The organism is Pseudomonas sp. B21-010 (assembly GCF_024749325.1).
GTDB lineage: Bacteria > Pseudomonadota > Gammaproteobacteria > Pseudomonadales > Pseudomonadaceae > Aquipseudomonas > Aquipseudomonas kilonensis.
The window spans coordinates 6,377,485-6,401,560 of the sequence record NZ_CP087198.1 but is presented as its reverse complement, the minus strand read 5'-3'; the positions used below and the strand labels follow the sequence as shown (position 1 = coordinate 6,401,560).

General features: G+C 60.2%; 19 protein-coding genes. 9 read left to right on the top strand and 10 right to left on the bottom strand.

Going from position 1 to position 24,076, the window contains the following annotated elements; genetic code table 11:
* Positions 1-28: 28 nt before the first annotated feature.
* Entirely contained in the window at positions 29-901 is an 873-nt protein-coding gene (gene pdxY / locus LOY50_RS28620; protein WP_258690069.1) for a pyridoxal kinase PdxY, read from the top strand.
* A 111-nt stretch (positions 902-1,012) separates the two neighbouring features.
* Here pdxY and LOY50_RS28615 read toward each other — a convergent pair whose 3' ends face one another.
* Positions 1,013-1,498 carry an acyl-CoA thioesterase gene (locus tag LOY50_RS28615; RefSeq protein ID WP_003206993.1) on the bottom strand — a complete coding sequence of 162 codons (486 nt, stop codon included), beginning with the start codon at positions 1,496-1,498 and terminating at the stop codon, positions 1,013-1,015.
* Between the two features lie 278 nt (positions 1,499-1,776).
* Here LOY50_RS28615 and LOY50_RS28610 point away from each other — a divergent pair, with 278 nt between their 5' ends.
* On the top strand, positions 1,777-3,540 hold the full coding sequence (locus LOY50_RS28610; protein WP_214511078.1) for a cation:proton antiporter: 1,764 nt from the start codon (positions 1,777-1,779) through the stop codon (positions 3,538-3,540).
* A gap of 13 nt (positions 3,541-3,553) precedes the next feature.
* Here LOY50_RS28610 and LOY50_RS28605 read toward each other — a convergent pair whose 3' ends face one another.
* The 3 genes from LOY50_RS28605 to uvrD form a co-directional block, all read right to left on the bottom strand.
* Positions 3,554-3,961: an SMI1/KNR4 family protein gene (locus tag LOY50_RS28605; protein WP_024616886.1), complete on the bottom strand. Its 408-nt coding sequence runs from the start codon at positions 3,959-3,961 to the stop codon at positions 3,554-3,556.
* Positions 3,962-4,101: 140 nt separating this feature from the next.
* Positions 4,102-4,977 (bottom strand): Tim44 domain-containing protein, encoded by an 876-nt coding sequence (locus LOY50_RS28600; RefSeq protein ID WP_013694601.1) that lies wholly within the window; start codon positions 4,975-4,977, stop codon positions 4,102-4,104.
* A gap of 305 nt (positions 4,978-5,282) precedes the next feature.
* Positions 5,283-7,466 (bottom strand): DNA helicase II, encoded by a 2,184-nt coding sequence (gene uvrD / locus LOY50_RS28595; RefSeq protein ID WP_214511077.1) that lies wholly within the window; start codon positions 7,464-7,466, stop codon positions 5,283-5,285.
* A 262-nt stretch (positions 7,467-7,728) separates the two neighbouring features.
* Between uvrD and LOY50_RS28590 the strand changes: the two genes are divergently transcribed.
* On the top strand, positions 7,729-10,602 hold the full coding sequence (locus tag LOY50_RS28590) for an EAL domain-containing protein (protein ID WP_258690068.1): 2,874 nt from the start codon (positions 7,729-7,731) through the stop codon (positions 10,600-10,602).
* A gap of 69 nt (positions 10,603-10,671) precedes the next feature.
* On the opposite strand, the gene LOY50_RS28585 is transcribed toward LOY50_RS28590, so the two are convergent.
* Entirely contained in the window at positions 10,672-10,986 is a 315-nt protein-coding gene (locus tag LOY50_RS28585) for a hypothetical protein (RefSeq protein WP_024616475.1), read from the bottom strand.
* Positions 10,987-11,427: 441 nt separating this feature from the next.
* On the opposite strand from LOY50_RS28585, the gene hexR reads away from it, so the two are divergent.
* Both hexR and LOY50_RS28575 read left to right on the top strand, forming a co-directional pair.
* A complete protein-coding gene (gene hexR, locus LOY50_RS28580) occupies positions 11,428-12,294 on the top strand; it encodes a transcriptional regulator HexR (protein WP_003187110.1) in 867 nt (288 codons plus the stop codon).
* Between the two features lie 161 nt (positions 12,295-12,455).
* Positions 12,456-12,665: a PA3496 family putative envelope integrity protein gene (locus tag LOY50_RS28575; protein WP_258690067.1), complete on the top strand. Its 210-nt coding sequence runs from the start codon at positions 12,456-12,458 to the stop codon at positions 12,663-12,665.
* On the opposite strand, the gene LOY50_RS28570 is transcribed toward LOY50_RS28575, so the two are convergent.
* Positions 12,607-13,569: a LysR family transcriptional regulator gene (locus LOY50_RS28570; RefSeq protein ID WP_013694598.1), complete on the bottom strand. Its 963-nt coding sequence runs from the start codon at positions 13,567-13,569 to the stop codon at positions 12,607-12,609. The genes LOY50_RS28575 and LOY50_RS28570 overlap by 59 nt on opposite strands.
* A gap of 187 nt (positions 13,570-13,756) precedes the next feature.
* Between LOY50_RS28570 and LOY50_RS28565 the strand changes: the two genes are divergently transcribed.
* The gene (locus LOY50_RS28565; protein WP_003187105.1) at positions 13,757-15,172 is read left to right on the top strand and encodes an acetyl-CoA carboxylase biotin carboxylase subunit; all 1,416 of its coding nucleotides are present in this window, start codon (positions 13,757-13,759) and stop codon (positions 15,170-15,172) included.
* A gap of 12 nt (positions 15,173-15,184) precedes the next feature.
* Complete coding sequence (gene oadA, locus LOY50_RS28560; RefSeq protein WP_253470477.1) at positions 15,185-16,993, top strand: sodium-extruding oxaloacetate decarboxylase subunit alpha; 1,809 nt, start codon at positions 15,185-15,187, stop codon at positions 16,991-16,993.
* A gap of 63 nt (positions 16,994-17,056) precedes the next feature.
* Here oadA and LOY50_RS28555 read toward each other — a convergent pair whose 3' ends face one another.
* Positions 17,057-19,198, bottom strand: coding sequence for an autotransporter domain-containing protein (locus LOY50_RS28555; RefSeq protein WP_258690064.1), 2,142 nt, complete (start codon positions 19,196-19,198; stop codon positions 17,057-17,059).
* A gap of 673 nt (positions 19,199-19,871) precedes the next feature.
* On the opposite strand from LOY50_RS28555, the gene LOY50_RS28550 reads away from it, so the two are divergent.
* Positions 19,872-20,192 carry a hypothetical protein gene (locus LOY50_RS28550; protein ID WP_253470473.1) on the top strand — a complete coding sequence of 107 codons (321 nt, stop codon included), beginning with the start codon at positions 19,872-19,874 and terminating at the stop codon, positions 20,190-20,192.
* Between the two features lie 750 nt (positions 20,193-20,942).
* Here the strand turns inward: LOY50_RS28550 and LOY50_RS28545 are convergent.
* The 3 genes from LOY50_RS28545 to LOY50_RS28535 form a co-directional block, all read right to left on the bottom strand.
* Positions 20,943-21,131: a nucleoid-structuring protein H-NS gene (locus LOY50_RS28545; protein WP_253478690.1), complete on the bottom strand. Its 189-nt coding sequence runs from the start codon at positions 21,129-21,131 to the stop codon at positions 20,943-20,945.
* Between the two features lie 146 nt (positions 21,132-21,277).
* On the bottom strand, positions 21,278-22,111 hold the full coding sequence (locus tag LOY50_RS28540) for an amino acid ABC transporter permease (RefSeq protein WP_024619059.1): 834 nt from the start codon (positions 22,109-22,111) through the stop codon (positions 21,278-21,280).
* A complete protein-coding gene (locus tag LOY50_RS28535; RefSeq protein WP_024619058.1) occupies positions 22,108-22,929 on the bottom strand; it encodes an ABC transporter substrate-binding protein in 822 nt (273 codons plus the stop codon). The genes LOY50_RS28540 and LOY50_RS28535 overlap by 4 nt, the downstream gene beginning before the upstream one ends.
* A 113-nt stretch (positions 22,930-23,042) precedes the next feature.
* On the opposite strand from LOY50_RS28535, the gene LOY50_RS28530 reads away from it, so the two are divergent.
* A complete protein-coding gene (locus tag LOY50_RS28530; RefSeq protein WP_024619057.1) occupies positions 23,043-23,942 on the top strand; it encodes a homocysteine S-methyltransferase family protein in 900 nt (299 codons plus the stop codon).
* Positions 23,943-24,076: the final 134 nt, after the last annotated feature.

The window sequence follows — 24,076 nt, the reverse complement described above, 5'->3', positions numbered from 1 at the left end:
TTTCAATCGTTTTACGGAAACTTCCCGCATGAAACGTACGCCTCATCTGCTTGCCATTCAGTCCCACGTGGTGTTCGGTCACGCTGGCAATAGCGCCGCGGTGTTTCCGATGCAGCGGGTCGGAGTGAACGTTTGGCCGCTCAATACCGTGCAATTTTCCAATCACACCCAGTATGGCCAATGGGCCGGTGAAGTGCTTGCGCCAGAGCAGATACCGGCATTGGTAGAAGGCATTGCGGCCATCGGTGAGTTGGGTCACTGCGATGCGGTGTTGTCCGGTTACCTGGGTAGCGCGGCTCAGGGACGGGCGATCCTGACGGGCGTGGCGCGGATCAAGGCCGCCAATCCGAAGGCACTGTACCTGTGTGATCCGGTCATGGGGCATCCAGAGAAAGGCTGTATCGTGGCGCCCGAGGTGAGCGAGTTTCTCCTGGAAGAAGCCGCTGCCGTGGCGGACCTCATGTGCCCGAACCAACTGGAGCTGGACAGTTTTTCGGGACGCAAGGCGCAGTCTTTGCTCGACTGCCTGGCCATGGCCCGGGCGTTGCTGGCCCGTGGCCCGAAGGCGGTGCTGGTCAAGCACCTGGCCTACCCTGGCAAGCCGGATGACAGCTTCGAAATGCTGCTGGTGACCGCCGATAGCAGCTGGCACCTGCGCCGTCCGCTGCTGGCTTTCCCGCGCCAGCCGGTGGGCGTGGGTGACCTGACGTCAGGGTTGTTCCTGGCGCGGATACTGTTGGGGGACAGTCTGGTGGCGGCGCTCGAATTCACTGCCGCAGCGGTGCATGAAGTGCTGCTGGAAACCCAGGCCTGCACAAGCTATGAGCTGGAACTGGTCCGCGCCCAGGACCGGATCGCCCATCCACGGGTGCGGTTCGAGGCAGTGCCGATCAGCCTCTGATCAATGCAAGCCCCTTGTGGGAGCGAGCTTGCTCGCGATAGCGATGTCACAGCCAACCTCTAGGTTGAATGTGATGCCCTCATCGCGAGCAAGCTCGCTCCCACATCTCGGTTAAGGCCCGTCCGCCTTGATATCCTGATAACGCTTTTCCAGCTCCTGGCGAATCTGCCGACGTTGCTGGGCTTGTTCGTAGCGGCGTTTTTCTTCGCTGTTTTGCGGCTGCAAGGGCGGCACGGCTGCGGGTTTACGCAGGTCATCCACCGCAACCATGGTGAAGAAGCAACTGTTGGTGTGGCGCACCGAGCGTTCGCGAATATTTTCGGTCACGACTTTGATGCCCACTTCCATCGACGTGTTGCCGGTGTAGTTCACCGATGCCAGGAAGGTCACCAGTTCGCCGACATGAATCGGCTCACGAAAGATGACCTGGTCAACCGACAGGGTCACCACGTAGCGCCCGGCGTAGCGGCTGGCGCAGGCGTAGGCGACTTCGTCGAGGTATTTGAGCAAGGTGCCGCCATGGACATTGCCAGAGAAGTTGGCCATATCGGGGGTCATCAACACCGTCATCGACAGCTGGGCGTTTCCGGGTTCCATAACGTACTCACGGTTCAAGGCAGCAATTCGGGAGTGCACCTCTGCGGGTGCTGGTGGGTGGCCTGCCAACAGGTCACCAGGTTTTAAAAACCACCGATATCGGGACGCTGCGCCTGTGGTTGCCGTCACGCGCCGATGGATCTGTTTCCATATATTGCACCGTCTTTTTGTCGGAAGTCGCGGTGTTACCCTTCAAAAGCCCGTTGTGAGGGCAATTCCTACAGAGGAAATGGATTTCTCCAGCTCTGCGATGAGTCATTTGAACAGGGAGCTCCGACATGCATGCCATCAGTTTCATTCAAGACTTGGCAATCATCATGATGGCAGCGGGGCTGGTGACCGTGCTCTTTCATCGTTTCAAGCAACCGGTGGTATTGGGCTACATCGTAGCCGGCTTCATCATCGGCCCGCATACGCCGCCGTTCGGTTTTATCCACGACGAAGACACGATCAAGACCCTGGCCGAGCTCGGGGTGATCTTCCTGATGTTTTGCCTGGGCCTGGAGTTCAGCCTGCGCAAACTGTTCAAGGTTGGGGCCACGGCCTTCATCGCGGCGTTCCTCGAAATCGTGCTGATGATCTGGATCGGTTATGAAATCGGCCGCTGGTTCGAGTGGAGCACCATGGACTCGCTGTTCCTCGGCGCGATCCTGGCCATTTCCTCCACCACCATCATCGTCAAGGCCCTCAACGACCTGAAGATGAAGAACGAGCGCTTCGCGCAGCTGATTTTCGGGGTGTTGATCGTCGAGGACATCCTGGGCATTGGCATCATCGCCTTGCTATCGAGCATTGCGGTCAGCGGCACCGTGAGCTCCGGCGAGGTATTTTCCACAGTCGGCAAGTTGTCGTTGTTCATGATCGTCGCGTTGGTCATCGGCATTCTGCTGGTGCCGAGGGTGCTGGCCTACGTGGCGAAGTTCGACAGCAACGAAATGCTGCTGATTACCGTGTTGGGTCTGTGTTTCGGCTTCTGCCTGCTGGTGGTGAAGCTGGAATACAGCATGGTGCTTGGGGCGTTCCTGATCGGTGCGATCATGGCTGAGTCCCGGCAACTGCTGAAAATCGAGCGGCTGGTGGAGCCGGTGCGTGATCTGTTCAGCGCGATCTTCTTTGTCGCCATCGGGCTGATGCTCGATCCGGCGATATTGCTGCAGTACGCCTGGCCGATTGCGGTGATCACGGGCGCAGTGGTGCTCGGCAAGATGTTGTCCTGCGGCCTCGGTGCCTTTATCGCCGGCAACGACGGACGCACCTCGCTGCGCGTTGGGATGGGCCTTTCGCAGATCGGCGAATTCTCCTTCATCATCGCGTCGTTGGGGATGACCCTGCAGGTCACCAGCGATTTCCTCTATCCGGTTGCGGTCGCCGTCTCGGTGTTGACCACTCTGCTGACGCCGTACCTGATCCGGGCCGCCGACCCACTGTCCGTCAAGTTGGCGACGGTCATGCCGCAACGGCTGACGCGGGTGCTGGGGATGTATGGCGAATGGCTGCGCAGCATCCAGCCCCATGGTGAAGGGGCGATGGTGGCATCGATGATCCGGCGGATCTTGCTGCAGGTCGGCGTCAACCTGGCGCTGGTCATTGCGATTTTTGTCTCGGGCGGATATTTCGCCGAGCGGATGTCGGCTTACCTGCAAGCGTGGATCAGCGACCCGAGCTGGCAGAAAGCCTTGATTTGGGGCGGGGCGTTGTTGCTGTCGCTACCGTTCCTGATCGCCGCCTATCGCAAGCTCAAGGCGCTGTCGATGCTGTTGGCGGAGATGGGCGTGAAGCCGGAGATGGCTGGCCGCCACACCCAGCGCGTGCGTCGGGTGATCGCCGAAGTGATCCCGATTCTCTCGCTGCTGGTGATTTTCCTGCTATTGGCAGCCTTGTCGGCCAGCATTCTGCCGACCAACAAGTTGCTCGTACTGATCGCCGTAGTGGCGACCGCCGTGGCGGCACTGCTCTGGCGCTGGTTCATCCGCCTGCATACACGGATGCAGGTGGCCTTGCTTGAAACCCTGGACAATCACAAGGACTCGTCCGGGCATTGACCGGCCATGGGGCTCAGCTTTCCAGCCAGACGTCCCGCGCCCAGTGCCAGACCGATTCCCAGGTTTCTTCGGCGACCAGCTCTTCCTCGGCCTGCCACAGCACCACAGTGCCGTCTTCTTCGACGCAATAGTAATCGTCGCCGTCCTGGCAGATCGGGATCAGGCTGCGGTCGACTCCGGCATCCCAGGCATTGGCGGCCACATCCGGCAGGTAGGTGTGGGATTGTGGATCGGTGACGGTCACCGGCTCCAGGCTGCCATAGACGACATCGCTGACGGTCAGCAAAAACTCCCTGAAGACGAATGGGATATCGATGAACAGCTGCTCTTCGATCTCTACCAGCAAGTCTTCGTCGGGCAACTCCAGCGGGACCGGTACGGGCTCGTTGGCTTCACGCAATTGTTCGATGATTTCTTCCACGTCCGGGGATCCTCTTTCTCGATGGCGCGGTTTTATATGGAGCGGTTTATACAGTAGCTCGCTATAGATGCAACTGCGAAATAGAAAACCCCGGCCTGAGCCGGGGTTCTTTTATTTCAACATGCAAAACGGGTAAAGGTTCAACCGTTCTGGCGGATACCGGCTACCAGCCAAGGCTGGTCATCGCCCTGGGCACGTTCCATGTTCCAGCTTTCGCTGAACGCTTCGCCCTTGTCGAAGCGAGAATCCTTCGACACACCGCTGAAGGTCAGGGTGGCGATGGTCTTGTCGGCGCGATCGTCGACGCCGTCCAGTTGCACGTGCAGATTGTCGATGTAGGTGGACTGGAAGCCATCGCCTAGTTCGGCCCGCTCGCGCTTGAGGAACTCCAGCAGTTGCGGGGTCACGAATTCGGCAATCTTGTCCATTTCGTTCGCGTCCCAATGTTGCTGCAGGGACATGAAGTGGCTGCGTGCCGCTTCGATGAAGCGTTGCTCGTTGAACCAGGCCGGCGCATTGATTACCGGACGAGCGGCCACCGGCGCTGCCGAACCACCGAAGATCGAACCGCTGGCGGGCTGCTGGTTGAACACTTCACGCTGCATCGGCGCATGGCCGGCTGGTGCGAATTGCTCCTGCTGCTTGCGACGACGGGCGGCAATGAAGCGGAAGACCAGGAAGGCGATGACCGCCATGATCAGGATGTCGAAGATCTGCATGCCCTGGAAGCCGTCGCCCATGAACATGGAGGCGAGCAGGCCACCGGCGGCGATGCCGGCCAGGGGGCCGAGCCAGCGCGAAGCACCGCTGGCCTTGGTGGCCGCGCCCGCGGCACCGGCAGCACCTGCGGTGGCAGCGGTAGAACCGGCGGCAGAGGACGGTGCCATCTGGCTGGTTTGGTGAGTCGGGGCGGCGCCCGAGCTTTTACCACCGCCAAAGCGCTTGGCGGCATTGGCGTCGATGGCCATCGTCAGGCCAATGCACAGCGCCATGGCGATGCTAAGAAAACGTTTCATATAAAGGCATTCCCATTTGTGGATAGCACGCGCGCCATGTTGCACAGCTGAACTGTTGCTGGCTAGCGACAGAGTGTTTCGGGCTTTTGCGTGACAGCTTAGGTTCAGCTTGGGCTGTGCAAGAAGGCTTGTTCGCTTTGGGCTGTAGGAAAGGGGGATGAGTTCTATCGGAGATACTTCGGCGCCCAACGAACAAATTGTGGGAGCGAGCTTGCTCGCGATAGCGGAGTGTCAGTCAGCATCAACATTGACAGATCCAACGCTATCGCGAGCAAGCTCGCTCCCACAGGGTTCTATGCAAATCTTTAGATTGCTTCCAGCTTGGCATACCCCAGCATCAGCCACTTGCTGCCTTCGCTGAAGTTCACCTGCACCCGCGCCTGGGCGCCAGCGCCCTCGAAGTTGAGGATCACGCCGTCGCCGAATACCGAATGCCGTACGGTCTGGCCGAGGCTGAAGCCGGTTTCCGGGATGTCGCTGCCGCCGAACAGGCTGCTGGTGCTTTGCTGCTGGCCGCCACCGAACGGACGGCTGACACTGTTGGACAGCCGCACTTCCTGAATCAGGCCTTTCGGTACTTCGCGTACGAAGCGCGACACCTTGTTGTAGGTCTCGCTGCCATATAGACGTCGGGTTTCGGCGTAGGTCAGCACCAGATTCTGCATGGCGCGGGTGATACCGACATAGGCCAGGCGCCGTTCCTCCTCCAGGCGGCCCGGTTCCTCCAGGCTCATCTTGTGGGGAAACAGGCCCTCTTCCATACCCACGAGGAACACGTAGGGGAACTCCAGGCCCTTGGCGCTGTGCAGGGTCATCAGCTGGATGCTGTCTTCATGTTCGTCGGCCTGGGTGTCGCCGGCCTCCAGGGAGGCATGACCCAGGAAGGCCGACAGCGGCGTCAGGTCTTCGTCTTCTTCGGTGCTTTCGAAGTTGCGCGCGGCGCTGACCAGTTCCTCAAGGTTTTCCACCCGGGCCTGGCCTTTCTCGCCTTTTTCCGCTTCGTGGTAGGCGATCAGGCCGGACTGCTCGATGACGGTCTGGGTCATCAAGTGCAGAGGCATTTCCCCGCACTTGGCGGCCAGGTCTTCGATCAGGTCCATGAAGGCCTTCAGCGCACCGGCGGCGCGACCGGTCATGCCTTTGTTGGCGACCAGTTGGTGCATGGCTTCCCACATGGACACATGGCTGTGGCGCGCGTGATCGCGAATCGCCTCGACGGTTTTCTCGCCAATGCCCCGCGTCGGCACGTTGATCACCCGTTCCAGGGCCGCGTCGTTGCCGCGTCCTTCGATCAGGCGCAGGTAGGCCATGGCGTTCTTGATTTCAGCACGCTCGAAGAAGCGCTGGCCGCCATAGATGCGGTAGGGGATTCGCTCGCGCAGCAAGGCCTCTTCCAGCACCCGCGACTGGGCGTTGGAACGGTACAGGATGGCGATGTCGCTGCGGGCCAGGCCGGTTTTCAGCGCGCTTTCGATGGTTTCCACCACGTAGCGGGCTTCATCGTGTTCGTTGAAGGCGGCGTAGAGGTTGATCGCTTCGCCTTCGCCGCCGTCGGTCCACAATTCCTTGCCCAGGCGCCCGGTGTTGTTGGCGATCAGGGCGTTGGCGGCCTTGAGGATGCCGGCGGTGGAGCGGTAGTTCTGTTCCAGGCGGATGACTTCGGCGTCCGGGAAGTCCGCCGAGTACTGGTGAATGTTCTCGATCTTGGCGCCGCGCCAGCCGTAGATCGACTGGTCATCGTCACCCACCACCATCAGGCTGTCGCCGCCCTTGGCAAGCAGGCGCAACCAGGCGTATTGCACGGCGTTGGTGTCCTGGAATTCGTCCACCAGTACATGCCGGAAGCGCTTCTGGTAATGGGCCAGCAGGCCTGGGTGGTCGCGCCACAGGTCCAGTGCCCGTAGCAGCAGCTCGGAGAAGTCGATGACTCCGGCACGCTGGCACGCCGCCTCGTAGGCTTCGTAGATGCTGCGCATGGTCGCCAGGAACAGGTCGCCGCTGGCCTGGATGTGTTGCGGGCGCAGGCCTTCGTCTTTCTGGCCGTTGATGAACCATTGCGCCTGGCGGGCCGGCCAGCGCTGCTCGTCCAGGCCCAACTCGCGGATCACCCGCTTGACCAGGCGTTGCTGGTCGTCGCTGTCCAGGATCTGGAAGGTCTGGCTCAGCCCGGCCTCCTGCCAATGCGCCCGCAACAAGCGGTGCGCCAGGCCGTGGAACGTGCCGACCCACATGCCGGCAGGGTTGATGCCCATCAGTTGTTCGATGCGGTGGCGCATCTCGGCCGCGGCCTTGTTGGTGAACGTCACCGACAGGATCGAATGGGGCGAGGCGTTCTCGACCTGGATCAACCAGGCGATACGGTGCACCAGCACTCGGGTTTTACCGGAGCCGGCACCGGCCAGGACCAACTGACGACCCACGGAGGCAGCTACGGCCTGACGTTGGGCATCGTTGAGGGAGTTCAGCAGAAGGGAGAGATCATCGCGCATCGGGGCATTCTAGGGTGCGGCGCCACCCCGGGCAAACCGAGCTTTGCATCAGCCGATAAAAGACCGCTTGGTGATGACCGGTGGGTCATGGGCTACAGGCGTTGGCGGGACTCGCTCGAAAGGGTCGCCACCCAATGAAACAGCGACTTTTTTCCGTATTTTTATGAGCTGGGGCAGTGTGGGATGCCCCGTGGCTTGTGTATGCTCGGTGCTTGTTTCGGGTTCTCCACGCTCCACTGATATAAGAACAAGAACAGTGCCAATGACCCTCAATTCCGATCCGGCGGGCCCCTGTGTGGAGCCGCGGGTCATCTGCAAGCAGTACGCCATGGAGATGGCGGTCGAGCGCACACGTCTGTTGTATCAAGGCTCGCTGCTGCCTACGCTGTTCATGTTGCTCAATGGTCTGGTCTGCGCCGCGCTGTTATGGGAGCCGCAGCGCTATTTCCTGGTCAGCGTCTGGCTCGTCTGGTTGCTGTCACTGGTGGCCTTGCGGGTGATCCAGGTGGCGGCTTTCGATTCGGCGATGCCGAGCCGCCAGGCACACCCGATCTGGTTGCGTATGTTTTTGCTTGGCTCGGCGATGACCGGCCTGACGCTGGCTGGGGCCGGTATCGCGCTGGTCCCGGCTGACAGTTTCCAGCAGCAGGCATGGGTGTTCGGCCTGATTGGCGCGGCCGCCCTATCGGCCAGCGTGGCCTACGCGGTGAGTCTTCCCGCCTTCCTGTCCTTTACCTTGCCCTGCCTGTTACCGGCCATCGGCTATCTCTTCTGGGGCGGCGATGAGCAGCAACGCGGGTGGGGCTGGCTTGGGCTGATCGTGCTGGTCTCGCTGAGCGTGGTCGCCTGGCAAGTCAACCGCTTGATCCAAAGCGGCCTGTTGCGACGCTTCCAGAACCAGGCGCTGATCGAGCATCTGCAGCAAGCACAAACCCGCAGCGCCCAGCTCAACGACGCGCTGGCCCGGGAGGTCGAGCAACGCCGTTCTGCGGAGGAAAAACTGCGGGCGGCCCAGGTTGGCCTGGAGGCGCGGGTCGCGCAGCGCAGTCTTGAACTGGAGGTCGCCAGCCAGGCCTTGAGCAAGAGTGAGGCGCGTCTGGCCCTGGCGCTCAAGGCCAGTGAACTGGGGTTGTGGGACTGGAACCTGCAGACTGACGAAGTCCATCACACTCAGCTCAAGGAACTCTTCGGCCTGGAACCCGAATACATCACGGCGATGCTCACTCACCTCACCCCGCGCCTGCATCCCCAGGACCTGCCGGCGCTCAAGCGGGCCCTGGTCGAACACCTCAAGGGCCGCAGCGAGGATTACCAGATCGAATACCGTGTGCGCCACGGCGATGGCCACTGGGTCTGGATCGAAGACCGCGGCCGGGCCGTGGAGCGCAGCGCGAGCGGACGGGTGCTGCGTATGGTCGGCACCCGGCGAGACATCAGCGCCAGCAAGGAGCTCGAGCAGCAACGGCAACTGGCGGCCACAGTGTTCGAAGCCGCCAGCGAAGGTATCGTGATTTTCGACCCCCACTACGTGCTACTCGCTGCCAATCAGGCGTTCACGCGGGTCACCGGTTTCGACATCGCTGACATGCTCGGGCGCAACGTGGTGGACCTGCCGTGCAGTCGCGACGCGCGCCGGCATTACCCCGTCATTCGCCAAGCGCTCAAGCAGCACGGCACCTGGCAGGGTGAGTTGGTGGAGGCGCGGGCCAACGGCGAGTTGTATCCGCAATGGCTGCAACTGAACGTCGTGCGTGATGCTCGGGGAAATGTCAGCCATATCGTGGGCTTCTTCGCCGATCTTTCGGCACGGCGTGAATCTGAAGAACGGATGCGCTACCTGACCCATTACGACGAATTGACCGGGCTGGCGAATCGTTCGTTGTTCCGCGAGCGCCTGAACGAAGCGCATCAGCGGGTGCGCCAGGGCGGACGGCGCAGCCTGGCGTTGCTGCATATCAACCTGGACCGGTTCAAGTTGCTCAACGACAGCCTCGGCCATGACATCGCCGACCAGTTGTTGCAGAAAATGGCACGACGCCTGATCAATGCGCTGCCCGAGGCGGATACCATCGCCCGGCTATCGGGCGATGAGTTTGCGGTGTTGTTCGATGCCTATGGCAACCTTTCGAGCCTGGCGCGGGTGGCGACTCGGCTGGCCGCCAAACTGCGTGTGCCACTGACCATAGAAGGCCATGAACTGGTGCTCAGTGCCTCGATCGGCATCAGCCTGTTGCCTGACAACACGCGAGAAGTTGCCATGCTGGTCAGCCAGGCGAACATGGCCATGCAACATGCCAAGCATTTGGGGGGCAACAATTTCCAGTTCTACACCGACAGCCTCCAGGCCAGCACGCTGGAGCGCCTGCAACTGGAGAATCAGCTGCGCAAGGCCTTGGAAGAGCAACAACTGAAGGTCTTTTATCAGCCAAAACTGTGCCTGGCGACCGGTCGCCTGAACGCCGCCGAGGCGTTGGTGCGTTGGGATCATCCGGCCATGGGCCGGGTACCACCGGGGGATTTCATTGGCCTGGCCGAAGAGACCGGGTTGATCGGGCCGATTGGCGAATTCGTATTGCGCCAGGCTTGTTGGCAGGCATGCGAATGGCAACGCCAGGGGCTCGCGCCGATCAGGGTGTCCGTCAATCTGTCGGTGCATCAACTGCGCCAGGGCAAGCTGGTCAGCCTGGTGCGGCAGGTGCTGGAGGAAACCGGCCTGGCCCCGCAATACCTGGAACTGGAGCTGACCGAGAGCCAGTTGCTCGACAGCGTTGAACACATCATCGCCACGTTCCAGCAATTGCGTGACCTTGGGGTCAAGCTGGCGATCGACGATTTCGGCACCGGCTACTCATCCCTGAGTTACCTCAAGCGCATCCCGGTGGATTACGTGAAGATCGACCAGGCGTTCATTCGCGGGCTGGGTGAGGGCAGCGTGGATGCGGCAATTACCCGGGCAATCATTGCAATGGCCCATGGGTTGTCGCTCAAGGTCGTGGCTGAAGGTGTTGAGCGGCAGGAGCAGCTCGAATTCCTCAGGAATGAACGTTGCGATGAGGTTCAAGGGTATCTGATCAGCCGGCCGGTGGAGGCTGAAGGGTTGGCTGGGTTGTTGCGGGCGCAACACCTGGCTGAATGAGCCTGAACCACGACGATAACTTCCCGTCAGGCAACGAAGTCGTCTGACGGGAAGTTATGGGGTCTACGCTTAGTTAGTGATTAGCACGTCATCGATGTGGTGCAGTAACTGGCCTTCGAAAAAGATACTGACGCCAGTGACACTGGAGTCGCCCAGCTCTTTGTATTCAACGAACTTGTCTGTCAGTACTTGCAGTGAAACTCCATCGGAATGTTCAAGTTTCAAGTCCAGTCGCAAATCAAATGATTTGTCCTGGAGATCGCTGCGTACCAAGGTCGGGGTAACGCCGCTATTGGCTACAGTGACGGTGCCAAAGGTGCGGAAAGACGCGGCACCTGGCATGCGGTCGATTTGTGCGGTCCAATCTTTAGTGGTGATTTTCATGATAGTAACTCCTGTAGTTAAGTTGATTGCGTCCTGCGGGAGCCAATATATCTACTTTGACTTGAGAGTGTCTGCTCAATTGCGGTTGGGATTGTAAGGAGAAATGAGTTTCCGATGGTTTACTTGGTTCTGTTTTAAGATCTACTGTCTATTGTTACTGGGAGATATTGTTGAGGAGCGCAAGTTGTTTTAGGCGTTGGCTATTGACCGATAGACGATTTTTCCCGCGTTGAAAGCCCAGGACGGGCCTGGAAATCAGCGGATCGGCAGCGTTGAAGGTTTGCGCTACGGCACAAGCTGCTACATCGGCGGATCCTCGGCCAAAACAAAGGGGCAGCGAGGCAATCCAGTTACGTTTTGGACGGGCAAAAAGCCAATTCTTGTAGTATAACTACAAGCTTGCTACATCCCGGCATCTGCCCATAACAAGAGTCCAGCCCCTTGAACCTGTTGCAACACATCGCCCAGTCACGCCACTTGCTACGCAAGTCGGAGCTGAAAGTCGCCGATCACGTACTGCTTGATCCTGCGGCCGTGATGCATAGCTCCATGGCCGATCTTGCCCACAGCGTCGGCATCAGCGAACCGACCATCGTGCGTTTCTGCCGGGCCATCGGTTGCTCGGGTTTCCAGGACCTGAAACTCAAGCTGGCGCAAAGCCTGGCCGCCGGCGCGAGCTTCGGTCAGTTTGCGATCCATGAAGACGATTCAGTGGCGGACTACAGCCTGAAAATCTTCGACACGACCCTGCATACGCTGATGGAGGTTCGCGAGAAGCTCGACCCGGTGGCGTTGCAAAAAGCCGTCACGGCCATGTCCCAGGCCCAGCGGGTCGAGTTTTATGGCTTCGGCGCCTCGGGCGCGGTAGCAGCCGATGCCCAGCACAAGTTCTTCCGGTTGCTGCTGACGGCTGCGGCCTATTCCGACCCGCACATGCAGGCCATGTCAGCGGTGACCTTGAAACCCACCGATGTGGCGATCTGCATTTCCCAGTCGGGGCGTTCCAAGGACTTGCTGATCACCGCGAACCTGGTGCGCGAAAGCGGTGCCTCGCTGATCACCTTGTGTCCGAGCCAGACGCCATTGGCGGAACTGTCCACGGTGAACCTGGCCATCGACGTCCATGAAGACACCGAGATCTACACGCCGCTGACCTCGCGCATCGCCCACCTGGTGGTGATCGACGTATTGGCGATGGGCGTCGCCATGGCCCGTGGTCCAAGCCTGGTCAACCACCTCAAGAGCGTGAAGCGCAGCCTTCGCAGCCTGCGGCTGTCGCCCAAGTCGGTGAAGGCGCTGGACGACTGAACCCCAAGCCCTGAGGTCGAGGGGCTTTTGTGGCGAGGGAGCAAGCTCCCTCGCCACAGGGATCGTTTGCCCGAATTCATCGTTCTGTAACGCACGCGCCGCCAAACCGTCATCCCGCGCCGTCATCGTAAAGCTCCCGTATACGTCTTGGGAGTCTCGACATGACCCAGTCCTACGAAGAACGCAGCGCCGTCAAAACCCGTCGTCAGCAGGAAGACCAACGCCGCATGGCGTTCCGTCGTGCCATCGAAGACCGCTATGAACAGCGCCAGCTCCTGGCCGAAATCAGCGAATTTCCTGACGCAGTAGAGTTCAATTACTGGCAGGCAACGCCGGTGGCTTCCCGTCGAAGCGCTCAACCAGGCCGATGATCTGAGCGCGCTCACCGCGAACGAATGCCAGGAAGGCGTGAGCGACCGGTGACAGGCGTTTGGCCCTGGCCTGCACCAGGCACCAGCTGCGGTACAGCGGCAATTCCTCCACCGGCAACTCGATGAGTGCGCCGGACGACAATTCCCGGCTCACGGCGTGGCGCGTCAACAGCGCCACGCCCAGCCCGGCCACTACGCACTCGCGCTGGGCCTCCGCCGACGCCACCTCCAGTGTCTGGGTGAAATGCACCCGTTTCTCCTTGAAGTACTCCTCGCAGGCCAGTCGCGTGCCGGACCCCGGTTCGCGCAACAGCAGCGTATAGGGCTCCAGATCCTGCAAGCGCAGCGGGCCCATGTGGCACAACGGATGATCGGGCGGCGCCACGGCGACGATGGGGTTGTTGAGAAAGGGCAGGAATTCCAGGCCCATGTCCTGGGGCACCATGGACATGATCACCAAGTCGTCACGGTTGTCCGAGAGCCGACGGATGACCTGGCCGCGATTGACCACCGTGAGGTTCAGGTTGACCTCCGGATGCTGGCGCTTGAACGCGGCGAACAGGTGCGGGACGAAGTACTTGGCGCTGGACTCCACCGCCAGCTTCAATTGGCCTTGCAGCGAACCCTGCATGTCCGAGAGCTGCATATCGAGATTTTCCAGGCGTCCGAAGATGTCCCGGCTGGCACGTTGCAGGGCTTCGGCGGCTTCGGTCATGTAGAGTTTTTTGCCGACATACTCGAATAACGGCTGGCCAATCAGCTCTTCCAGAGAACGAATCTGTAGGCTAACGGCCGGTTGTGTGAGAGACATTTCATCAGCTGCACGGCTGTAGGACCTCAGGTCGCACACCTCGTTGAAAATCTGCAATTGACGCAATGTCATACGCATCAATGACTTACGCATCTTTCAAGCACCCTGGGCCGAGACGGATAGCGCAACTATAAGTCTTTGCTTATGCATGACCCAATAATTATTCATTTTTGTTAATCAACAGCCAGGACTAGTGTGGGGCTGCGACCAATTGTTACATCTGGTCACGCGTCGGCCTGGACCCCAGGCCGTGGTATCACCGGCTCAAGGGAACCTCCAATTGATAACAAAGATCCTGATCGCCAACCGTGGTGAGATTGCCGTCCGCATCGTGCGCGCTTGCGCCGAGATGGGCATTCGCTCGGTCGCGGTCTACTCCGACGCGGACCGCCATGCGCTGCACGTCAAGCGTGCGGACGAGGCCCACAGCATCGGCGCCGATCCGCTGGCCGGCTACCTCAACCCGCGCAAACTGGTGAACCTGGCGGTGGAAACCGGCTGTGATGCCTTGCACCCCGGCTACGGTTTTCTTTCGGAAAACGCCGAGCTGGCAGACATCTGCGCTGAACGCGGAATCAAATTCATTGGCCCTTCGGCAGAAGTCATTCGCCGTATGGGCGACAAGACCGAAGCGCGCCGCAGCATGATCAAGGCCGGTGTGCCGGTCACGCCGGGCACCGAAGGCAACGTGGCGGGCATTGAAGAAGCGCTGACCGAAGGTGATCGCATCGGTTACCCGGTGATGCTCAAGGCCACGTCCGGCGGCGGCGGTCGTGGTATCCGTCGCTGCAACAGCCGCGAAGAACTCGAACAGGCCTTCCCGCGGGTCATTTCCGAAGCCACCAAGGCATTCGGCTCGGCGGAAGTGTTCCTGGAAAAGTGCATCGTCAATCCCAAGCACATCGAAGCGCAGATCCTGGGCGACAGTTTCGGCAACGTGGTGCACCTGTTCGAACGTGACTGCTCGATCCAGCGCCGCAACCAGAAGCTGATCGAAATTGCCCCGAGCCCGCAGCTGACCCCCGAGCAGCGCGCCTACATCGGCGACCTGTCGGTGCGTGCCGCCAAGGCCGTGGGCTACGAGAATGCCGGCACCGTGGAGTTCCTGCTCGCCGAAGGCGAGGTGTACTTCATGGAGATGAACACCCGGGTGCAGGTGGAACACACCATCACCGAAGAAATCACCGGTATCGACATCGTTCGCGAACAGATCCGCATCGCCTCCGGATTGCCGCTGTCGGTCAAGCAAGAAGACATCCAGCACCGTGGCTTTGCGTTGCAGTTCCGTATCAACGCCGAGGACCCGAAAAACAACTTCCTGCCCAGCTTCGGCAAGATCACCCGCTATTACGCCCCTGGCGGCCCGGGTGTGCGCACCGACACGGCGATCTACACCGGCTACACCATTCCGCCGTTCTACGATTCGATGTGCCTGAAACTGGTGGTCTGGGCATTGACCTGGGAAGAAGCGATGGACCGTGGCCTGCGGGCCCTGGATGACATGCGCCTGCAGGGGGTCAAGACCACCGCCGCGTATTACCAGGAGATTCTGCGCAATCCGGAATTCCGCAGCGGCCAGTTCAATACCAGCTTCGTTGAAAGCCACCCTGAACTGACCAACTACTCGATCAAGCGCAAACCCGAAGAGCTGGCCTTGGCCATCGCCGCCGCCATTGCCGCCCACGCAGGCCTGTAAGGAAGTATGACCATGTCCAAGAAGATCTTTGTTACCGACACAATCCTGCGCGACGCCCACCAATCGCTGCTCGCCACCCGCATGCGCACCGAAGACATGCTGCCGATCTGCGACAAGCTCGACAAAGTTGGCTATTGGTCGCTGGAAGTGTGGGGCGGCGCGACATTCGACGCTTGCGTGCGCTTCCTGAAAGAAGACCCGTGGGAACGCCTGCGCCAACTGCGCGCGGCGCTGCCCAACACCCGTCTGCAAATGCTCCTGCGCGGCCAGAACCTGCTGGGCTACCGCCATTACAGCGATGACGTGGTCAAGGCGTTCGTGGCCAAGGCTGCGGTCAACGGCATCGATGTGTTCCGTATTTTCGATGCGATGAACGATGTGCGTAACCTGAAGGTCGCCATCGAAGCGGTGAAGGCCGCCGGTAAGCACGCCCAGGGCACCATCGCCTACACCACCAGCCCGGTGCACACCATCGACGCGTTCGTGGCCCAGGCCAAGCAGATGGAAGCCATGGGTTGCGACTCGGTGGCGATCAAGGACATGGCCGGTCTGCTGACCCCATACGCCACTGGCGAGCTGGTGAAAGCGCTGAAGGCCGAGCAATCGTTGCCGGTGTTCATCCACTCCCACGACACCGCCGGCCTGGCAGCGATGTGTCAGCTCAAGGCGATCGAAAACGGCGCCGATCACATCGACACCGCGATCTCCAGCTTCGCCTGGGGCACCAGCCATCCGGGCACCGAGTCGATGGTCGCGGCCCTCAAGGGCAGTGAGTTCGACACCGGCCTGAGCCTGGAACTGCTCCAGGAAATCGGCCTGTACTTCTACGCCGTGCGCAAGAAGTACCACCAGTTCGAAAGCGAGTTCACCGCGGTGGACACCCGCGTCCAGGTCAACCAGGTGCCGGGCGGGATGATCTCCAACCTCGCCAACCAGTTGAAAGAGCAGGGCGCACTGAACCGCATGAACGAAGTGCTGGCGGAGATTCCGCGCGTGCGCGAAGACCTCGGCTTCCCGCCGCTGGTGACCCCGACTTCGCAGATCGTCGGTACCCAGGCGTTCTTCAACGTGTTGGCCGGTGAGCGCTACAAGACCATCACCAACGAAGTGAAGCTTTATCTGCAGGGCGGTTACGGCAAGGCGCCAGGCTCGGTGAGCGAGAAGCTGCGTCGCCAGGCCATCGGCAGCGAAGAGGTGATCGACGTGCGTCCGGCCGATTTGCTCAAGCCGGAAATGACCAAGCTGCGCGGTGAAATCGGTGCGCTGGCCAAGTCCGAAGAGGACGTACTGACCTACGCCATGTTCCCGGACATCGGTCGCAAGTTCCTCGAAGAACGCGACGCCGGCACCCTGACCCCGGAAGTGTTGCTGCCAATCCCCGAGGCGGGCAGCGTGAGCTCGGCGGGCGGCGAAGGCGTGCCGACCGAGTTCGTCATCGACGTTCACGGCGAAACCTACCGCGTCGACATCACCGGTGTGGGCGTCAAGGCCGAAGGCAAGCGTCACTTCTACCTGTCCATCGATGGCATGCCGGAAGAGGTCGTGTTCGAACCGCTCAATGAATTTGTCAGCGGCGGCAGCAGCAAGCGCAAGCAAGCCACTGCACCGGGCCATGTCAGCACCACCATGCCGGGCAACATCGTTGATGTGCTGGTCAAGGAAGGCGACGTGGTGAAGGCCGGTCAAGCAGTGCTGATTACCGAAGCCATGAAGATGGAAACCGAAGTACAGGCGGCCATCGCCGGCAAGGTCACCGCGATTCATGTAGCCAAGGGCGACCGGGTCAACCCGGGCGAGATCCTGATCGAGATCGAAGGCTGAATAAACAGCCTCGATACAACGCTTTAACCTCGGGGGGGCATGTGCTCCCCTTTTTTTTGCCTGTCAGAACATCATTCTCCACTGGCCCACCAGTGCACCGTTGCGATTGTCCTGGCCCGTTTCGCCGCGATAGTTCAGCCCCAGGGTATGTCGTGGTGAAACGGCCAGGTCCAGCCCGGCCTCCAGGAGCAGGCTGTCACGGTCTAGTTCGACACCTTCGACGGTATAGATGCCACTTCCGCTAGCCATACGCTGATGTGAGGTGCCCCTTACGTCGCCATACAGGTGCTTCCAGCCGAGATCCAGTCGCGGCGTCAACCGTATGCCTCGGTCGAAAATCAAAGGGCGGGCGAGGCGCAGGCCGAGGTCGCTGCTGTAGTGTTCCTGTGCCTGGCCGTTGTACTGCAACGCGGCGTCCCCACCTTTTTCGGTATAGGCATCGCGTTGATAGCGCTGGTAACCCACTTGGACATAGGGTTCGATATCGAAATGTCCAACATCCAGGTTGTAGCCGATCTGTCCAAAGACCTGCTGTGTCGTGGCATCGTAACGACCCTTCAAGCGATCCCTGAATCCGTTGAAGGCAACGTGGCGCTTGGTGCTGCCGTCATGACTGCCATGGACAGCGCCCAGGCGCAGCGCCAGCGGCCCGTCCTGGCGCAAGGCGTAAGCGCCTGCGAGCCAACTGTCCAGGGCACCGTCGAACTGATAACTGTCCATCCGCGTCTGGGTCTTGCTGCCGATGATGCCCAGCCGCCAATCGGGGCTGACAGCCCAATCAGTTCCCAGCATCAAACCTTTTGTCGAATGCTTGAGAGCAAAGTTTCCCAATTGCTTGGCGAGGCTGCCGCTATTGCCGATGGCCTGGACCCAGACTTGGCCGTTGTCGTACCCATCCGCCGGACTTCTCCGGCTCATGGCCGAGAGCATTCCCGTGCTGATCGGCGCGACACTGCTCAGGGTGGCGTTGCCCAGGTCGGCGGTGTCATAACCGCCCAGTTGGTCGATGGCATCGGCGGCGGTGGTCAGGTTGGTGCCAAGCAGGGCGTTGATGGCGGCGTTGGGTTTGGGCACAGGTTGGGTGGCTGACGATTGAGCCGCAGGTGTTGGCGCGGTGCTGGCAATTTTTGGTGGTTCGGTGAGTTTTGACGTTGGGCGAGTGGCTTGCGGCTTGGCGGCTGGGGATGGTACTGGCGCTGAAGTGCCGCTAGGTGCTGGCGGCGATGGTTTGGCTGACTGCGGCGTCGGGATAGCGCTTACAAATTCTTGGCCGTTGGGATTTACCGTGGCTTTCTCAAGGGGCACCTCGTTGCGAGCGAGGACCAGTCCCACTTGTTTCTCCGTGGTGTAGTCCGGTGTAGCCGTCATGAAAGCGAGTTCATTGATGACCTTCCCAAACTTACCATCGATCTTGTCCGCCTTGATCACGACGTGCTTGCCGGCTTCGGTGGGTTCGCCCGATACAGCGATGATTTTCAGCGTCGCATTACCCAAGGTGGCTGTACCGCCAACCTTGATCGCGGCGCTGCCTTTCTCTGCGTCGATCCCATAAACCAGCGTTGCGCTCCTGGAAAACTTGAGATCGTTGATAACCGAAGGGGCACCCAGTTCTGGTCCGACTTCCATCAGGCCCGTGACATCCAGCGTGTCGACCGTCCCGTTACCGACGAACGTACCCTTCTTCCCGACAAGCACAGGTCCGGCCACGGTACCGCGGTTATCGAATACGCCGAGAACGTGCACCGCGCCCGTAATCTGGCCGGTGTTGGTCAGCCTGGCCTTCGAATCGACCAGGCTTCCTCCGTTGAAAGCCCCGCCGTTTGACCATTCACCTTGCTTGAAATACGAATCCTGGAAGTTGCGTGTTTCGCCTAATGCGCCTCCCCCGGCGGTATCCAATAGCAAGACATTGGTACCTCCGCCACCGTCGGTGAGCCCGAAAAGTTTGCCTTGCTTGCTTACGATCACCAGATCATTGCTGTTGTCCTTCAACAAGGGTGTTTCGCGGGCATTGGTGACATTTTCACGTTTCGTATCCGCTGAAGGATCCATGAACGTCTTGAGGCGGGCTTGCATTTGGGCGGTTGTTTCAACGGGGCGGGCTTCCCCGGCAACTGACTGGGCCATCGAAACCTCGGCACAGCCAAGCGCCAAGGCTATTGCCAGCGCGAGATGTTGAGGCAGGAATGAATGTTGGGTTCGCATCGAATGTGACCTCTCATGAAGGAGGTCGCACTTTAAAAATTTCACCCTGGGCGGCGATGCCAGCCATCTCCTCGCCGTGGGAAAGATTCGGTGGATGAAATTTGTAGGCTGCTCGTGCTGCGATCAGCGTGTTGGTTCGTTGGCTTTCATGGTTCGAGGCTTTGCCTTACAGCCCGCACGGACCTTTCTGTTTGACCAGTATTTGACGGGGCAATCACTGCCGGCGGATGCCTTGTTTAAACTGTTGGGATGAAGACTTGAGGTTGTCCGGCAGCGCTCATTCGAAAGCGCAACTGACCAACTGCTCGATACAGATTGGGTTCGCGATGGTAGGCTTCCGGCCGATCAAAATTGAGCTTTGTAAACCCATTCTGTGTTTCGCGTAGGATGGTTCCGAGATACGGAAAATCAGCGTTGTATCGTTAGGGCCTCGCCTATAGTTCTCTCGTCACCGACAAATCGGTGATCGATCTTAGCCGGTCGAACAAGAGTGCACGAGCGCCCCCAATGGCGGCGCTTTTTGCTGCCTGTGTTTTACATTTATGGCGGCTGTGCGGGGGACATCTTCGGGTGTGCCGGATTCTCTTGTCCGGTCGGCTAACCCGCGTACAGCTGCCACCCACATTCGTTTAGCCGCGAGCGGTGGTAGCTCCCAACTCAAGAGAGCAACCCGATGATCAAGTACCATCCCCTTCAAGCCAATACCAGCGTCGGCGCCACACTGTTTATCGACACAGAGGCTGGTGCCTCCGATCTTTTGGAAACTGCTGCACATCGCATCAAAGCCGCTCGAGACTTACTCAACAGCGTCTCCTGTCTATGCCTGAAAAACGCCGAGGGTTATGACCTGGAGCACTTCGCCAACGCCGCGCATCTGTTGTTGCAGGACGGTTGCGATGCGCTGGAAGTGTTGGGGTGGAGCATCGGTGGGTGTGATCTCCAAACTGCACCTGCTAGCGATTCGGCTGCACCTCAGACGGATTTTCCTGTTTAGCCGTTGAGCTGGGTGGGATTTTGGGGGCGGGGTGTATATCCGTTTCTGCGGTAACGGCCACTTAGGGTTCCGCCCTGACGGCGGCTCACTTTTGAGAAGCGCAAAAGTAAGCAAAACGCTTTTGCCCCACCACTCGGCACCTCGCCTAGGCTCGGTGTGCCCTCACTCCGGCATTGCTCCGTGGGCCGCCGCGAAGGGCCATCCATGGCCCAGCGCGGCTAACCCGGCATCCATGCCGGGTTGCCCACTACGCAATGCCTGCGTTCGGCCATCGTGGTTAACGGGGCGCTGAGATCAACGTCCACCGCGAGGCGGCCTGATAGCCGACCTGGTTCTTGATGGGATCGCGTTTCTCCTGTGGGAGCGAGCTTGCTCGCGATGGCGATAGCTCAGTCACATGGATATTGGGCTTGCTGGCCTCATCGCGAGCAAGCTCGCTCCCACAGGAGGTCTGTGTTGGATATGAATTTTGTGTCCGCTGAAGATTGAATGTGGGAGCGAGCTTGCTCGCGATGGCGGTGGTTCAGTCACATGGATGCTGGGCTTGCTGGCCTCATCGCGAGCAAGCTCGCTCCCACAGGGGGTCTGTGTTGGATATGAATTTTGTGTCCGCTGAAGATTGAATGTGGGAGCGAGCCTGCTCGCGATGGCGGTGGTTCAGTCACAGGGATGTTGGGTTTGCCGGCTTCTTCGCGAGCAAGCTTTGCTCCCACAGATCTGATGGGTGTACGACCGGGAGAGCCAGGTCGGCTACCAGGCCGCCTCGCGGTGGACGTTGATCTCGGGTGCCCCGTTAACCACGCTGGCCGAACGCAGGCATTGTGGAGTGGGCATCCCGGCATGGATGCCGGGATAGCCGCGCTGGGCCATGGATGGCCCTTCGCGGCGGGCCCACGGAGCAATGCCGGAGTGAGGGCATGCCGAGCCTAAGCGAGGCACCGAGTGGTGGGGCAGAAGCGCTTTGGTTACTTTCGACTGGGCCGGCTTCCGGGCTTTTCGAAAGTGACTCGCCGTAAGGGCGAAACCGCCAGCCGCCGTTACCGCAGCAACGGATATACACACCAACCTTAAAACCCCACCCCAACTCAACGATTATTCAAATAAGCCTTCCCATAATGCCGCTCCATCCGCGCCTGAATCAGCTCCAACGCAATGGACATCAACCAGTAAATAATCGCCGCCGTAGTCAGCATCTCAATATAGCGATAACTGGAACGCCCATAAGACTGCGCCAGAAACATCACCTCCCAAACCCCCATCACCGAAATCAGCGAAGAGTCCTTGAGCATGGAGATGAATTGGTTGGTGGTCGGCGGGATGATGGTGCGCATCGCCTGGGGCAGGGTGACGCGCCAGAAGATCACGGTTTCGCTCAGGCCCAGAGCAAGGGAGGCTTCGCGTTGGCCGTTGGGAACGCCCAGGATACCGGCGCGGAAGATCTCGCTCAGGTAGGCGCCGTAGTTCAGCGACAAGGCAATGATCCCAGCGGCGATGGCGCCCGGGACCACGCCCAGTTGGGGCAGGCCCAGGTAGATCAGCAGGATCTGGATCAGCAGCGGCGTGCCGCGAAAGAACGACGCGTAGAAACTGGCGATACCGAACGCCACCGCACTGCTGGACAGCCGCGCCAGGGCGGTGATGAAGCCCAGCAATGACGAAGCGACGATCGAGCACAAGCACAGGAACAGTGTCAGCACCGCGCCTTGCAAAAAGCCATTGGGCGCCAGGTGCACACCCAGCAGGTTCGGCAGTTTGTCGAGGATGATGGAGAACTTCAGGTCGAAGCTCAGGAAGAAACTCGCGAACAGCACCAGCATGGCCGCCCAGGTCAGGTACAGCCGGGTGCGAAAACCGAAGATTTTTTGCAAGCGTGACTCAGCCACCGGTGGCGGTGGCTGAGGGGGTGGAAAAGAAGTCATTGGGTAATGTCGGCGCCGATCCATTTCTGCGAGAGTTTGCTCAAGGTGCCGTCCTGTTTCAACTGGGCAAAGACTTCACGCACCTTGTTGTCCCACTGGGCGTCGCCCTTTTCGATGGCCACCGAGTTCGGCTCGGAGTAGAGCGCCTCGCCGGCCAGCTTGAAGCGCTTGTCTTCGGTCAGGCGCGGCTGTGCGGTCACCAGGTTGGTCAGCACCGCGTCCAGGCGCACCCCGGCGCCCAGGCCCAGGTCCTGGAAGGCCACGTTGTCGGTGTCGTACGGGGCGATCTGCACGTCTTCGAATGGATAGCTCAGTTGAGTATCCTCGGCGCCTTCGATCACCAGGTTCTTGTTCAGGTAGCTCTCGTAGCTGGAGGCGCTGGTCAGGCCGACCTTCTTGCCGCTCAAGTCCTTGGCGCCGTGGATACGGTCGTCCTTGGCGTTGACTACAATCACCGCCGGCGAAGCGTAGTACTGGACCGGGAAATTGAACACTTCGGCGCGTGCCTTGCTTGGCGTCATGGAGCAAATGCAGATGTCATAGCGCCCGCTCCAGTGGCCGGCCGCGATCACGTCCCAGGAAGGGGTTTCCAGGCGCAGCTTCACGCCCAGTTTCTGCGCCACGGCCTTGGCGACGTCCACGTCAAAACCGTCGAGCTGGTTCTGATCGTTGAGGAACGAGAAGGGCGGATAGCTTTCCATCAGCACGCCGACCAGTTCTTTTTTCTGTTCGATGCGATCCAGGGTGGCACCGGCGAACGCTTGCGAAGAGGCAGCCAGCAGAGTCAGGCCCAGGGCCAGCAGTGGTTGTAGTTTCATGTGAGGCCCCTGATAGAAAAATAAGTTGTAGTTCACCGAATGGTGCGTATTAAATAGTTATAAGAACAACTCCGGTAGTGAGTATTTTTCATAAGCTTATGAGTGAATCGCATATGGGCTCAGCAACGACAGTCATTCTCGATGGCGGCATGGGCCGCGAACTGCAACGCCGGGGCGCCCCGTTCCGACAGCCCGAGTGGTCGGCGCTGGCCTTGAGCGAAGCGCCCCAGGCGGTAGAGGCCGTGCACGCGGCCTATATTGCCAGCGGCGCCAACGTAATCACCAGCAACAGCTATGCCGTGGTGCCGTTTCATATTGGCGAGGCGCGTTTCGCCGAAGAAGGCCAGGCCCTGGCCGCGCTGGCGGGTGAGTTGGCGCAGCGGGCAGTGCACGCTTCGGGCAAAGCAGTGCGGGTGGCCGGGTCGCTGCCGCCACTGTTCGGTTCCTATCGGCCGGATCTGTTCGACGCTTCCCGCGCCAGTGAATTGCTCGCGCCCCTGGTGAACGGCCTGGCGCCCCACGTCGACGTGTGGCTGGCCGAGACCCAAAGCTCCACGGTCGAAGCGCGGGCGATTCACGCAGGGTTGCCGAAGGACGGCAAGCCGTTCTGGCTGTCGTTCACCCTGAAAGACGAAGACACCGATGAAGTGCCACGCCTGCGTTCCGGTGAACCGGTGGCGGACGCCGCTGCGGTGGCGGCTGAGCTGGGTGTCGAGGTGTTGCTGTTCAACTGCAGCCAGCCGGAAGTGATCGGTGCGGCCATCGATGCCGCGCGGGACACCTTCGCGCGCCTGGGCGTGAAGATCCACATCGGTGCCTACGCCAACGCCTTCCCGCCGCAACCGAAGGAAGCGACGGCCAACGACGGATTGGACCCGCTACGCGAAGACCTCGACCCACCGGGTTATCTGCAATGGGCGGCGGACTGGCAAAAACGCGGTGCCAGCCATCTGGGCGGCTGCTGCGGGATCGGGCCGGAGCATATTGCGGTGTTGGCGCAAAAGCTGGTCTAAGGGTTTGGCGGTCGGAGGGTAATAAATACATTGGCTGTTCGACCGCCATCGCGAGCAAGCTCGCTCCCACAATGATCTTCGGTGAATGCAGAACCTGTGGGAGCGAGCTTGCTCGCGATAGCTAACGCTCAGCC